Origin of the sequence: Streptomyces sp. 2A115, from assembly GCF_052245575.1 — a bacterium.
Taxonomy (GTDB): domain Bacteria; phylum Actinomycetota; class Actinomycetes; order Streptomycetales; family Streptomycetaceae; genus Streptomyces.
In genome coordinates, this window is sequence record NZ_JBQQCG010000082.1 from 41,648 (window position 1) to 54,492 (window position 12,845).

Annotated in this window: 14 protein-coding genes and 1 pseudogene; 5 read left to right on the forward strand and 10 right to left on the reverse strand. The window is 71.7% G+C overall.

All coding sequences use genetic code 11. From position 1 onward, the window contains the following. Nucleotides 1-26 precede the first annotated feature (26 nt). Nucleotides 27-800: an AfsR/SARP family transcriptional regulator gene (locus tag ACTWQR_RS44245; RefSeq protein ID WP_443232960.1), complete on the reverse strand. Its 774-nt coding sequence runs from the start codon at nucleotides 798-800 to the stop codon at nucleotides 27-29. 177 nt (nucleotides 801-977) lie between these two features. On the opposite strand from ACTWQR_RS44245, the gene ACTWQR_RS44250 reads away from it, so the two are divergent. The 3 genes and pseudogenes from ACTWQR_RS44250 (at nucleotide 978) to ACTWQR_RS44260 (ending at nucleotide 2,318) form a co-directional block, all read left to right on the forward strand. Beyond that, on the forward strand, nucleotides 978-1,199 hold the full coding sequence (locus tag ACTWQR_RS44250) for a DUF6059 family protein (RefSeq protein WP_443232961.1): 222 nt from the start codon (nucleotides 978-980) through the stop codon (nucleotides 1,197-1,199). Between the two features lie 140 nt (nucleotides 1,200-1,339). Then, a pseudogene (locus tag ACTWQR_RS44255) lies at nucleotides 1,340-1,792 on the forward strand (TerC family protein); the annotation flags it as partial. A 10-nt stretch (nucleotides 1,793-1,802) separates the two neighbouring features. Continuing rightward, nucleotides 1,803-2,318 (forward strand): phosphatase domain-containing protein, encoded by a 516-nt coding sequence (locus ACTWQR_RS44260; RefSeq protein ID WP_443232962.1) that lies wholly within the window; start codon nucleotides 1,803-1,805, stop codon nucleotides 2,316-2,318. Nucleotides 2,319-2,336: 18 nt separating this feature from the next. On the opposite strand, the gene ACTWQR_RS44265 is transcribed toward ACTWQR_RS44260, so the two are convergent. From ACTWQR_RS44265 to egtA, 5 genes are all read right to left on the reverse strand, one after another. After that, nucleotides 2,337-2,552 carry a dodecin gene (locus ACTWQR_RS44265; protein ID WP_443232963.1) on the reverse strand — a complete coding sequence of 72 codons (216 nt, stop codon included), beginning with the start codon at nucleotides 2,550-2,552 and terminating at the stop codon, nucleotides 2,337-2,339. A 100-nt stretch (nucleotides 2,553-2,652) separates the two neighbouring features. Then, nucleotides 2,653-3,615 carry an L-histidine N(alpha)-methyltransferase gene (gene egtD, locus ACTWQR_RS44270; protein ID WP_443232964.1) on the reverse strand — a complete coding sequence of 321 codons (963 nt, stop codon included), beginning with the start codon at nucleotides 3,613-3,615 and terminating at the stop codon, nucleotides 2,653-2,655. Next, nucleotides 3,612-4,403, reverse strand: coding sequence for an ergothioneine biosynthesis protein EgtC (gene egtC, locus ACTWQR_RS44275; protein WP_443232965.1), 792 nt, complete (start codon nucleotides 4,401-4,403; stop codon nucleotides 3,612-3,614). Before egtC ends, egtD begins: the two co-directional genes overlap by 4 nt. Next, nucleotides 4,403-5,728, reverse strand: a complete 1,326-nt coding sequence (gene egtB, locus ACTWQR_RS44280) for an ergothioneine biosynthesis protein EgtB (protein WP_443232966.1) — start codon at nucleotides 5,726-5,728, stop codon at nucleotides 4,403-4,405. The genes egtC and egtB overlap by 1 nt, the downstream gene beginning before the upstream one ends. Further along, the gene (egtA, locus tag ACTWQR_RS44285) at nucleotides 5,725-7,020 is read right to left on the reverse strand and encodes an ergothioneine biosynthesis glutamate--cysteine ligase EgtA (RefSeq protein WP_443232967.1); all 1,296 of its coding nucleotides are present in this window, start codon (nucleotides 7,018-7,020) and stop codon (nucleotides 5,725-5,727) included. Before egtA ends, egtB begins: the two co-directional genes overlap by 4 nt. Nucleotides 7,021-7,289: 269 nt before the next feature. On the opposite strand from egtA, the gene ACTWQR_RS44290 reads away from it, so the two are divergent. Continuing rightward, on the forward strand, nucleotides 7,290-8,150 hold the full coding sequence (locus ACTWQR_RS44290; protein ID WP_443232968.1) for a TIGR02452 family protein: 861 nt from the start codon (nucleotides 7,290-7,292) through the stop codon (nucleotides 8,148-8,150). Here ACTWQR_RS44290 and ACTWQR_RS44295 read toward each other — a convergent pair. After that, complete coding sequence (locus tag ACTWQR_RS44295) at nucleotides 8,135-8,593, reverse strand: type II toxin-antitoxin system PemK/MazF family toxin (protein ID WP_443232969.1); 459 nt, start codon at nucleotides 8,591-8,593, stop codon at nucleotides 8,135-8,137. The genes ACTWQR_RS44290 and ACTWQR_RS44295 overlap by 16 nt on opposite strands. Nucleotides 8,594-8,725: 132 nt before the next feature. Further along, a complete protein-coding gene (locus ACTWQR_RS44300; RefSeq protein ID WP_443232970.1) occupies nucleotides 8,726-10,168 on the reverse strand; it encodes an amidase in 1,443 nt (480 codons plus the stop codon). A gap of 232 nt (nucleotides 10,169-10,400) precedes the next feature. On the opposite strand from ACTWQR_RS44300, the gene ACTWQR_RS44305 reads away from it, so the two are divergent. Further along, complete coding sequence (locus ACTWQR_RS44305; protein WP_443232971.1) at nucleotides 10,401-11,282, forward strand: LLM class F420-dependent oxidoreductase; 882 nt, start codon at nucleotides 10,401-10,403, stop codon at nucleotides 11,280-11,282. Between the two features lie 166 nt (nucleotides 11,283-11,448). On the opposite strand, the gene ACTWQR_RS44310 is transcribed toward ACTWQR_RS44305, so the two are convergent. Together ACTWQR_RS44310 and ACTWQR_RS44315 are read right to left on the reverse strand one after the other, a co-directional pair. After that, nucleotides 11,449-12,300: an HAD family hydrolase gene (locus ACTWQR_RS44310; protein ID WP_443232972.1), complete on the reverse strand. Its 852-nt coding sequence runs from the start codon at nucleotides 12,298-12,300 to the stop codon at nucleotides 11,449-11,451. Nucleotides 12,301-12,469: 169 nt separating this feature from the next. Then, a partial coding sequence (locus ACTWQR_RS44315) for an NAD(P)H-dependent oxidoreductase (protein WP_443232973.1) occupies nucleotides 12,470-12,845 on the reverse strand: 376 nt, incomplete at its 5' end.

Here is a 12,845-nt window from a genome sequence, read left to right on the forward strand (position 1 = left end):
GCGTGTCCTCGCCCCCAGGCCGTGGATCAGCCCGCCATGGGCAGGTCGAGAAGCCGGTCGGAGGTGAGGATGGCCTGGTGCAGCCTTTGCAGCGAGCGATGCGGTTCCAGGCCGAGTTCGGCCCGCAGCACCCGTTGGGCGCAGCGGTAGACCTGCAACGCCTCGGCCTGGCGCTCCGACCGGTACAGCACAAGCATCAACTGCCGGTAGAACGACTCACGCAGCGGGTACTGGGCGGTCAGGGTACTGAGCAGGCCGATTACCTCGCGGTGTCGGCCGAGTGCGGTGCGAGCCTCGACCGAGAGCTCCAGACATTCCAGACGCTCCTCCTCCGCCCACGTCGCGAACGAACCGAGTACGGGTCCTTCCGCGGTCCCGTCCAGTACAGGGCCGCGGATCATGGGCAGGGCATGTTCGAAGCTCGCCAAGGCTTCCTCGTGCCGCCCGGCCGCGCGCAGCTCACGTCCGAGCCGCACTGCTTCCTTGAACTCGCCCACGTCCCACAGGGCGTCACCTCGCCGCAGTTCATAGCCGGCGGGCCGGGTGACGATGGCCTGGCCGTGCGGATCACCGGCGCCGGCCAGGAACTTGCGCAGCTGCGATATGTAGACGTGGAGGGCGGCCGAGGCCCGGCGCGGAGGCCGGTCCCCCCACAGTTCCGTGATCAGTTGTTCCTTGGTGATGACTCGGCCGTCTCCGATCAGAAGCGTGGCCAGGGTCGTCTCTACCTTCGGGGCGGACAGCGAGAAGCTCTGCTCCGCGTGGCGAATGCGGAGAGGCCCCAGCAGGTCGTAGCGCATTGAGTCCTCGTCCAGTCGGGGAACAGGTGTTTGTACTTCACATGGTGATTCACTGTCATCTCTGCCCCGGGGTCCGCGCATCGGGGAAAGTACGTACGTAGTGGCAATCAGGCGGATCCGGCGGACGCGGACCGGCGAATTTGGTGGTGCTTTGGCGCCCGGCGTCACAGTGAAGGGATGCCGCTGATCCTGCTTCGCTTCCTGACGGCTCTGTGGGAAGCGCTCCTCGCCTACGGTCGACTGTGGGTCCACATCCCGGACGCACCGCCCGCCACCCCTGGCGGCCCCGGATACGGGCACCCGGAACGGCTCTGCCCGCTGACCCCACTGACGGAGGAGGAATCGGTCATCTGGAGCGACATCTCTTCTCCCTACCGCTCAGGCGGGCCCTACCGCTGAGGCGGGAAGGAGAAGCCGGTCCACCGACGGGGCACCGCTGTCCCTGTCGGCGAGGATCGGAAAAGGGAGCGCGGACCTGTGCCTACAGGAGACCTGTCAGGGCGCCTCTGGAACGGGTGCGGAACCGCGATCACGCGGGCGTTCTCGCCCTGGCCTCGATCCCCGCGATCTACGGCCTGACCGAGGAGCCGTACATCGTCCTCAGCGCGAACGCCTTCGCGCTGATGGGCCTTCGGCAGCTGTACTTCCTGATCGGCGGCCTGCTCAAGAGGCTCGTCCACCTCTCCTACGGGCTGTCGATCATCCTCGGCTTCAATGGCGCCAAGCTGGCCCTGCACGCCCTGCACGAGTCGGGAGTCCATGTCCCGGAGATCAGCATCCCGTTCTCGCTCGGTTTCATCGTCCTGGTGCTCGCCGTGACGACCTTCACCAGCCTGCGGGCCTCGAAGAAGCAGGATCAGGGAGCGGGGCGTGCGTGCGATCGCAAGGCGCCGGAAGGCCCTCGCAGCGGAGCTACCAGGGCGTTTCGGCAACGCGGCGAGCGTGCGTGCCGCGCCCCGCGAGCCCAGATCACAACCCCACACAGGCCCTAGGGTGGGCGGAGTGACGAACAACAGCAGGCCACGCCCCGGACCGGACGCCCGCAGGCCCTTCGCCGTATTCGATCTCGACAACACCCTCGCCGACACCGCTCACCGGCAGCGGTTCCTGGAGCGCGAGCCGAAGGACTGGGACGCCTTCTTCGCGGCGGCGCCGCAGGATCCGCCGCTCGCCGAAGGCGTGACCCTCGCGCTGAAGCACGCGGAGGAGTGCGAGCTCCTCTATCTCACCGGGCGGCCCGAGCGCTGCCGCAAGGACACGGTGGCCTGGCTCGCCGCCCAGGGCCTGCCCGAGGGACGCGTCCGGATGCGACGCAACGACGACCGCAGGCCCGCCCGGCGCACCAAGCTGGAGATCCTCCGCGAGCTCGCCCGGAACCGTGAGATCCGGGTGCTCGTGGACGACGACGAACTCGTGTGCGAGGACGCCGAGCGGGCGGGCTTCACCGTCGTACGGGCGCGCTGGGCGGCCACGTCCGGAGCGCTGAAGGAGGCGCAGGAGCGGGAAGGGCGGACCTGACCCGGGGTCGCCGACCGGTCAGTCCGCGTCCTCCAGGCGGAAGCCGACCTTCAGGCCGACCTGGAAGTAGTGGATCTCTCCGTTCTCGATCTGGCCACGGACCTGCGTGACCTCGAACCAGTCCAGGTTGCGCAAGGTCTGCGAGGCCCGGGAGATCCCGTTGCGGATCGCCTGGTCGATGCCCTCCGGCGAGCTCCCGACGATCTCGGTGACCCGATAGGTGTGGTCGGACATGCGGGTACTCCTCTCCGCCGTGGCCCGTGTGCCACGCGTCACTCCACGGTGCCGTACGCGACGGCGGACCGCGAGATGTGGACCGCGAGATGCAAAGCCGTCACCGGGCCACGCTCAGCGACAGCGCGAACCTCCCCTCCGCGTCCGTCCACCAGTGCGTGAGCTCCAGCCCCTGCGCGGCCAGTTCACCGCGTACGCCCTCCTCGCGGAACTTCGCCGACACCTCGGTCCGCAGCTCCTCGCCCTCCGCGAAGTCGACGGCGAGATCGAGCGCGGGGATCTTCACGGTCAGCGCCGAATCGGCCCGCAGCCGCATCTCGATCCACTCGCGCTCGGCGTCCCAGAGGGCGACATGGGTGAAGTCGTCGGGGTCGAAGTCGGCGCCGAGTTCCCGGTTGACGACGGTCAGCACGTTCTTGTTGAACGCGGCCGTCACACCGGCCGCGTCGTCGTAGGCGGCGACCAGCACCGACTCGTCCTTGACCAGGTCCGTGCCGAGCAGCAGGGCGTCGCCGGGCGACAGCAGGGAGCGCACGGACGCCAGGAACGTCGCGCGCTCGGCCGGCAGCAGATTGCCGATCGTGCCGCCCAGGAACGCGACGAGCCGCGGCCCGGGCGTGCCGGGCAGCGCGAGTCCGCCGGTGAAGTCGGCGATCAGCGCGTGCACATCGAGCGACGGGCGCTCGGCGATCAGCGCGTGTCCGGCCTGGGTGAGCGCGCTCTCGCTGACGTCGACCGGCACGTACGTGTGCAGGCCGGACAGGGCGTCGAGCAGGTGCCGGGTCTTGTCGGAGGAGCCGGAACCCAGCTCGACCAGGGTGCGCGCGCCGGTCGCCGCGGCGATCTCCGTGGCCCGGGCGACGAGGATCTCGCGCTCGGCGCGCGTGGGGTAGTACTCGGGCAGTTCGGTGATCTTCTCGAAGAGCTCGCTGCCGTGGGCGTCGTAGAACCACTTCGGCGGGAGCGTTCTGGGTGTGCGGGTGAGGCCGTGCAGGACGTCGGCGCGCAGCGCGGCGTCGGTGGCGTCCTCGGGAAGGGTGCGGGTGACGAGGAAGGGACTCACGAAGTGGGCTCCTTGGGCGGGGCTGAGGGCAGATGTTCTTCGACGTCCTTGAGCGGCGTGAGCAGGACGTCCGTGCGGCTCGCGGCCAGCAGGTGGCGGTCCGGCACCTCCTGCCAGTGCGGATCGTCGTCGTAGGGCTCGGACGCCACGACGGTGCGACGCCCGGGTTCGGTCAGGTACCAGAGGGTGTCGCCCCAGGTGGTGGCGGCGATCACCTCTCCGTTGGTGAGCAGGAGGTTGAGCCGTGAGCCGGGGGCCGCGGCCGCGACGTCGAGGACCGTGTCGGCGAGCGCCTGGCCCTCCTCGTCGCCGCCGCGCAGCCGGTGCAGGACCAGGGCCCAGACGAGGGCCGAGTCGCAGCGCGCCTCCATCGACAGCAGCTCGGCGGGCGGCAGGGTCCCCACGAGCGGTGCCAGGGAGCGCGGCCAGCCGCTGACCGCGCCGTTGTGGCTGAACAGCCAGGGACCCGCGGCGTACGGCGCCGCCGCGGCCTCCCCGTCCGCGCCCGCCACGGTCGCGTCGCGCACCGCCGCGAGCAGCGCGCCTGAGCGCACCACCCGCGCCAGGTCGGCGAACGACTGGTCACCCCAGATCGGGCCGGTACGCCGGTACCGCGCGGGCACCGGATCCCCTTCGGCGTACCAACCGACGCCGAAACCATCGGCGTTGACGGTCCCGTGCCGTTGGCGCCGCGGCTCCCACGACTGCCGGAACAGGCTGTGCGCCGGTTCCACCAGGAGCCTGCCGAGCGGCTCCTCGTGTCCCAGAAAGGCGAGATGACGGCACATCAGGACGTACCCGCATCCCTGGCGGTACGGAATCCGGAGAAGATCTGCCGCCGGATCGGATAGTCCCAGTTGCGGAACGTCCCCCGGCAGGCCACCGCGTCGACCGCGAACGAACCGCCGCGCAGCACCTTGGACTCCGATCCGAAGAAGACCTCCGAGTACTCCTTGTACGGGAACGCCGTGAACCCCGGGTAGGGAAGGAAGTCGCTCGCCGTCCACTCCCATACGTCGCCGATCAACTGCCGTACGCCGAGCGGTGATTCGCCCTCCGGGTAGCTGCCCGCCGGGGCCGGGCGCAGATGGCGCTGGCCGAGGTTGGCGTGCTCGGGCGTGGGGTCGGCGTCGCCCCACGGGTAGCGAGTGGAGCGGCCGGTCGCCGGGTCGTGGCGGGCCGCCTTCTCCCACTCGGCCTCACTGGGCAGGCGCCGGCCGGCCCAGCGGGCGTACGCGTCGGCCTCGTACCAACTGACGTGCAGCACCGGCTCGTCGGACGGCACGAGCTCGGTGACGCCGAAGCGCCGCCGCAGCCACTCCCCGCCCTCGCGGCGCCAGAACAACGGCGCCTCGATGGAGTGTTTCTGGATATGGGACCAGCCGTCGGGCGCCCACCAACGCGGGTCGGCGTAGCCGCCGTCCGCCATGAACGCCTGGTACGCGCCGTTCGTCACCGGAGTGGTGTCGATGAAGAACGGCGGCACGAGGCGCTGGTGCGCGGGCCGTTCGTTGTCCAGCGCCCATGGCTCGGTGGACGTGCCCATCGTGAACGGGCCGCCGGGGACCAGCACTTCGGCCGGTCCGGTGAACAGCGGGGCGGGCACGGGGTCCGGCGCCGTCAGGGCCGCCGGGCCCTTGCGCAGCTGATGAGTGATCAGCATCGTTTCGTCGTGCTGCTGTTCGTGCTGGGCGATCATGCCGAAGGCGAAGCCCGCCTCGGTCAGCCGTGTGCCCCGGAACGCCGTGCTCTCCAGGACGTCCAGCGCGCGGCCGCGCACCTCGGCGGCATAGTGGCGGGCCTCGGCGGGCGGCAGCAGCGGCAGCTTGGGCCGCTCGGCGCGCGGGTGCTCGAACGCGTCGTACAGGCCGTCGATCTCGGGCCGCATCGCGTCACGGCCGGCGACCGTGCGCAGTAGCCACAGCTCCTCCTGGTTGCCGATGTGCGCGAGGTCCCAGACCAGCGGCGACATCAACGGCGAGTGCTGCGCGGTCAGTTCCGGTTCCTCCACACAGGAGGTCAGGAGCGCGGTGCGATCGCGGGCCGTGGTCAGCGCCGCCAGCGCGCGCTCCCTGAGCGTCTCCGGATCCGGGTGGGAAGAGGGGTCGGTCATGTGCGGATGTCCTTCCCGTTGAACGGGTGCCCAGCGCTGTGAGCGCTGTCGAGCAGGTCGTCGGCGGGGCAGCGGCCCCTGGCCACATAGCGGTCGGTGAACTCCGCGACCGCGTCCCGCACCTCGGCGCTCGCGCCGATCCGGGGCAGGGCCTCGGCCGCCGCGGCGAAACAGGCGACGGCCGCCTCGCGCAGCTCGGGATCGGCCAGGCCCGACCGGGCGGCCGCGATCCACAGCGGATTCCGCGGAGCGGCCAGCGAACCGGCCCGCTCCGCAAGGGGTTTGACCGTCCGGTACGCGGTCTCGGCGGCCTCCGCGTCGTCGAACAGCGCCGCCGTCACGGCGAGCGGCACGATCCAGCCGTTCTCGCCGGGCTGCGCGTCGATCATGCGGAGTTCCAGATGGCCGCGCGGGCGCACCGGCGGGAACAGGGTCGTCAGGTGGTAGTCGAGATCCTTCCGGTCCGGCGGAGCGTCGGAGTGGGTCCAGTCGCGGAAACTCAGCCCCTCCGGCACGTCCCAGGGCCCGCTCGGTGCCCGTACGCACATCACCGGAGAGTCGAGGACATGCTGGGCCCAGGCCGTCCGTGGATCGCCGTCGAGGGGCGGGGCGCTCGTCCGGCCCGGCTCCATCGCGGTCCACAGGGACTGCCGGGTGGAACGCCAGCCCGTGCGCTGCCCCTCGGCCATCGGCGAGTGCGCGAACGCGGCCACCAGCACCGCGCCCAGCTGATGCGCCAGCCACCAGCGCCGCCCGTGCCCGAGCGGGCCCGGCTCCTCGTACCCGGCGTCCAGGCACACCTGGACGGAGGCGGAGGTGCACATCATGGCGCGGCCCTCGGGACCCGTGCGGTCGAGGTATCTCTCCATGGCGTCGTAGCGCGGCTCATGGAGGAAACGGCTGGGCGGGTTCCAGGGATCCTGGCCCAGTCCACTGAGGGCGAGACCAGCCTCGCGCAGTGACGCGCGTACGGCTTCGAGGTCGGCGGAGACGGACCCGATGCACTCCATCAGGGAGGCGGCGGGAGCGGAGCTGAGCTCCAGCTGACCCCCGGGTTCGACGGTGAGCGCCGACCGCAGGGGCAGGGTCCGCAGAGCGGCGTACGCCGCTTCGAGACGTTCGGGTGGTACCGGGAGCCGCGGAGAACGCAGCTCGTGGACGAGCCATTCGAGTTCGACACCGAGGGAGCGGGGCGGACCGGTCTTGAAGCAGATGCCATGGACCAGCGCCTCCACTTCGGCCTCGGTGACGGCGGAGCGGTGCTCCGTACAGTCACTCACCGAATCGGACATGTCGGGATCCTCCTGAGATTCCATCCATGCCGCCGGTCCGGCGTCGGATGGGCCGGGCCGGCAGTCGCTCGTCCTACCCAAGACGTTCGCGGCGCCTCGCACAAGGGTGCGTATCGTCGCTTTTGGGGTTGGGAAACTCTGTTGCGGCGCTGTACCAGGATCGCTCACCATTCGTTCATGGGCACGACGGGGGACGTGAACGGGGACATGGCGGGGGAGACGGGGGAGATCGCGCGGGGCGCGCTCATGGCGCGTACAGGGGTGGCGCCATGAGCGCCCGCCTACGCGGGATCGCGCGGCAGACGGAGGAGATCGTCGCGGCGGGTTCGTACCGCGCGTCCGACGGACGCACGGTGTCGATCGCCGCGGCGGTGGCCGCCGCGCGGGAGGGCACGCGGATGTACGGGCCCGGGCCCGTGGAGATGCCGGAGGGCTCGCGAGTCGGTCCCGCGGACTCGTCGTTCGACGCGGTGTTCCTCGATACCGTGTTCGAGGTGACGGGTGAGAGCAGCCTGGAGGCGGCACGGCGGCTGCCCGGTCCGGTCGCGGTGTTGAACTTCGCCTCGGCCCGCAATCCCGGCGGCGGCTACCTGAACGGTGCGCAGGCCCAGGAAGAGGCCCTGTGCCGGGCCTCCGCGCTCTACGCGTGCGTGGTGCGGGCCCGTGAGTTCTACGACCACCACCGGGCGCACCGCGATCCCTTCTACACCGACCGGGTGATCCACTCACCCGCCGTCCCCGTCTTCCGTGACGACCGGGGACAGCTGCTCGACGAGCCGTACACCGCCGGATTCCTGACCGCCGCCGCGCCCAACGCCGGAGTGATCCTGCGCACCGCGCCGGAGCGCACGGCCGAGCTGCCGCGCGCCCTCGCGGCGCGGGCCGAGCGGGTGCTCGAGACGGCCGCGGCGCAGGGCTACCCGCGGCTGGTGCTCGGCGCCTGGGGCTGCGGGGTCTTCCAGAACGACCCGGAGCAGGTGGCGGGCGCGTTCCGCGCGCTGCTCGGGGACGGCGGCAGGTTCTCCGGGGCCTTCGAGCACGTCGTGTTCGGCGTCCTGGACCGTACGCGGGGAGCGGTGGTCCGAGGCGCCTTCGAGCGGGCGTTCAAGGACGTTCAGCGCCAGCCGTAGCGCTCCCGCAGCCGGTGCACCACCAGGTTGAACCGCATCCGGTCCAGTGCGCACGCCTCCCGGCGCATGCCCTTCTCGCGCAGGCGCAGCACCCGGTCCACATCCACCCACGAGTCGCGCCCCGACCGGTCCCACGGCCCGCTGCCGATCGGCACCCACTCGCGGTCCCCGTCGTGCCGCTTGCTCGACAGCTGCACGGCGAGGAACGTGCCCGCGGCCTCGCGGGCGACCACGAGCACCGGCCGGTCCTTGCCCCGGCCGTCGTTCTCCTCGTAGGGCACCCAGGTCCAGACGATCTCGCCGGGGTCGGGGTCACCGTCGTGCGCTGGCGAGTACTCCGTGCGGACCCGGCCCACCTTGCGGGCTTCGGCCTCGATGGTCGCGGAGGGCCCGTAGCGGCCGGGGACTTCGGACGCGTGCGCGTCATCGGTGAAGGCAGTCACGCGGATCACGGTAGAGCGTGGGCGGGCCGAATCGACGGGCGGGGCGCACTTCCTCGACCGGCATCCTCTCCGAGTGCGGCGCGGCCGCGGTGCCGTTGAACGCGGAAGTCCCCTACCGGCTCGGGGCGTGGTCTACGGCCCGGTGGACGGCCTGAACTCCGGTACGGGGGCGTCGAATTCACTGGTCGGCCACTGCTCGTACCACCGCAGATCCGCCTCCAACTGTGCGGCCAGCGACACCAGGAGCGGCTCGCTGTTCGCGGGGCCGAGGAGCTGCGCGCCCACGGGCAGGGAGCCCTCGACGAAGCCGGCGGGGACGTTCACGCCGGGCCAGCCCAGCACATTCCACGGCCAGGCGTACGGGCAGGCGGCGATCATGGCCCGGTCGGTGCCGAAGCCGCTCAGATCATGCAGGGCGCCGATCCGCGGCGGGGGAGCGGCCGTCGTCGGGGCGAGAATCACGTCGTACGTGTCGAAGAGCGCGCCGATCCGCCGATGCAGCCTCGCCTCGGCGCGCCGGGCCGCCCGCAGCGGGGGGCCACCGAGCAGCCGGCCCATCCGGGCGGCGTCGCGGGTGCGCCGGTCGAGCAGGGCGGGGTAGGGCGCCTCGCGCACGCGCTCGGCGATTCCGGCCGTGGCGCGTGGGACGAAGGCCAGCCCGATCTGGCCGTACGGCGGATCCGCCTCCTCGACCTCGTGCCCGAGCGCGGCCAGCCGCTCGGCGAGCGCGACCACCCGGGCCCGTACGTCGGGCCGCAGCCGCGCGGGCAGCGCCGTGAACGGCGGCTTGAGCGAGAGCGCGATCCGCAGCCTGCCGGGCTCCCGGCCCACCGCGTCCGAGACGCGCAGCGTGAGCGGGCGATGCAGATCCTGCGCGTGGTTGCCGCTCGCCGCGTCCAGGAGCAGGGCGGCGTCCTCGACCGTACGGGCGAGCGTGCCGTTGACCGTGATCCCCTGGAACGACTCCGCGCGCGGCCAGGTCGAGATCCGGCCGCGCTGCGGCTTGATGCCGATCAGATGCGTCCACGAGGCCGGGATCCGCACCGAGCCCGCCCCGTCCGAGCCCAGCGCGGCCGGTACCAGACCCGCCGCGACCGCGGCCGCCGAACCGCCGGACGAGCCGCCCGGCGTGTGCTCGCGGTGCCACGGGTTGCGGGTCTCACCGAAGGCCGGCCCCTCGGTGAAGGGCCACTGCCCGAACTCGCAGGTGTTGGTCTTGCCCACGACGATCGCCCCGGCCGCCCGCAGCCGGCGTACCGCCTCGCCGTCCTCGGTCAGGGGCGGGAACTCCCCGCGGCAGCCGAACGCCGTGGGCTCGCCCGCCACGTCCATGTCGTCCTTCACCGCCACCGGCACCCCGAGCAGCGGCCGGCGCCCGCCCGCCGCCAGCTCCGCGTCCGCCGCGTCGGCCTCGGCGAGCGCCGCCTCGGCCCGCACCAGGCGGAAGGCGTTCACCGAGCCCTGCGTCGCGTTGATCCTGGCCAGGGCCTCCTCTGCGAGTGTCCGTGAGGACACCGCTCCTTCGGCGAGGGCACGAGCGCACTCCGCCAGGCCTGCGGCGCGGTCGGGTGTCATACGGGCCACCTCCAGAAGAACGTTGTCTACTGAACGGTAACGTTCGGTCGGGCGATGCGGTACGGGACGGGGAAGTTCCTTCACGGGGGCGGTAGTTCGTGCTGCTCGTCGGCCGGGTGGCGCTACGGAGGTTGACTTCGAGCGTGCTCCAAGATCTAGCGTGGTCGAATATCTGACGTCATGCGAGTCGGTGACGGTCCGACCGCGATCTCAGGGTGAAACGGAGACGGCTATGCGGGTGGGCGTTCACATCAACCGGTTCAACCATCCGCGAGGCGCGGCCGCGCTCGGTCCCGAGCTGGCCGCGGCGGGCGCCGCCGCCGAAGAGGCGGGCGTCAGCTGGCTCTCGGTCATGGACCACTACTTCCAGATGGAGTTCAACGGCGGCGCCGAGGACGCCATGCTGGAGGCCTACACGACCCTCGGCTTCCTCGCGGCCCACACCTCCACGGTCCAGCTCGGCACGCTCGTCACCGGGGTGTCGTACCGCCATCCCGGACTGCTGGCCAAGATCGCCACCACGCTCGACGTCGTGTCCGGCGGCCGGGCCGCCCTGGGCATCGGAGCGGCCTGGTACGACCGTGAACACGAGGGCCTGGGCGTGCCGTTCCCGGCGCTCGCGGAGCGGTTCGAGCGGCTTGAGGAGACCCTGCGGATCTGCCTTCAGATGTGGGACCCGGACAACAACGGTCCGTTCGAGGGCAAGCACTACCAGCTCGCCGAGACCCTCTGCGTACCGGCTCCGGTGAGCACCCCGCGCCCGGACATCCTGATCGGTGGCGGTGGAGAGAAGAAGACGCTCCGGCTGGTCGCACAGTACGGGGACGCGTGCAATCTGTTCGCCTCGTCTGTGGAGGAGGTCGCGCACAAGCTGGACGTGCTGCGCGGGCACTGCGACGCGGTGGGGCGTGAGTACGCCGACGTCCGCAAGACGATCACGCACTCGGGCAGCCTCCAGGGCGAGGCCGAACTCGACGCCTTCACACGGGAGATGGACGGCTACGCGAAGCTCGGCATCGACACCGTGATCATGGGGCCGCGCGTGGACGAGCCGGCCGTCTGGATCGAGCGGTCCGTGGCCCCGGCGGTGCGGCGGCTCGCTGGGCTCGGCTGAACGCTGCCGGGGGCTCCGCCCGGTCGCAGGGGTGCGCCGGCGTGAGGGATTCGTGCGGTGCGGTGTGCGGGTGCGGGTTCGTGGGGGCTGGTCGCGCAGTTCCCCGCGCCCCTAAAGGATTGCGCAGTTCCTCGCGCCCCTAAGAATGCGCAGTTCCCCGCGCCCCTCAAAGGGGCGCCCTCGCCGTGCGTGCCAGTTCGACGAAGTGCTCCAGCACCCGGGCCACGCCGTCCTCGTCGTTGGAGGCGGTGTGGTGGCGCGCTGCCTTCTTGACCTCGGGGTCGGCGTTGGCCATGGCGTACGGGCGGCCCACCGCCCTGAGCATGGGGAGGTCGTTGGGCATGTCACCGAACGCGGCGATGTCGTCCGGGAGTATGCCGAGCTGTGCGCTCCACGCGGTGAGCGCGGTGGCCTTCGTGACGCCCGGCGCGCTGAACTCCACCAGTGCGAGCCCGGTGGAGTGCGTGGTCTCGGCGTCGGCACCCGCGCTGCTCCGTGCCCGGTCGTGGAAGTCGTGCAGCGGCAGCGTCGGATGGTGGGCGAGGATCTTGAAGACGGGTCGCTCGGGGTTCCGCGCGAGCAACTCCTCGGCGGTCCCGATCAGGTCGACGGCCGACTCCCCGTACGACCAGGCGGGGTAGGCCGGTTCGTGCCCGAAGACCGTCTCGTACTCGAAGGCGAAGGACACGCCGGGCACCGTCGCACGCACGCGTGCCATGAGCGGGGCCACTGAGGCGGCCCGGAACGGGGACAGGCGTACGGCCCTACCGTCCGGGGCGTACACGGCGGCTCCGTTCGCGGTGATGGCGAAGTGCCTGCCGATGCCGCTGTGCAGGGAAGGGAGGCTGCGCGGGGGACGGCCGGTGACGAGCGCGAGGCGGATGCCCGCCGCTTCGGCGGCCGCGAGCGCGGCCGCCGTCCGCTTCGAGAGGGTGCCGTCGCTGCGCAGCAGCGTCCCGTCCAGGTCGGTGGCCACGAGTCTCGGCGGCGCGGAGGGGACTGCGGCGGACGTCGTCACGGTGAACCGGCACCTTCCAGGGGATCCGGTGATGCCGGGGGTGACCACCGGGTGGGTGAGTACGACGTGCTGGAGGGGCCGGAACCGAGAAGAGACGGCTCCGGGCCCTCCAGCAGGGTGACGCCAGGGTGTGACGCACAGCTGTGGCGCGCCGCGAGGCGCGTCGGTGTCAGGCGGCGGCGGGCTGAACGGCCTGGCCGTGGACCCGGCTGATGACCTCGGTGAGCTGGGCGGCGACCTCGGCGTCGTCGGCGGGGTGCGTCTCGGCGAAGCGGGTCAGGGAGGCGGGGATGGAGAGCTTGATGTCCTCGAGGACCTTGGCGCCGGCGATGCCCGCGGCCTTGCGGGCCTCGTCCTGCGCCCAGACGCCGCCGAACTGGCCGAAGGCGGTGCCGACCACGGCGAGGGGCTTGCCGGTGAGGGCGCCGACGCCGTACGGGCGGGACAGCCAGTCGATGGCGTTCTTCAGGACGGCCGGGATGGTGCCGTTGTACTCCGGGGAGAAGAGCAGCAGGGCATCGGCGGTGGCCGCGGCTTCGCGCAGC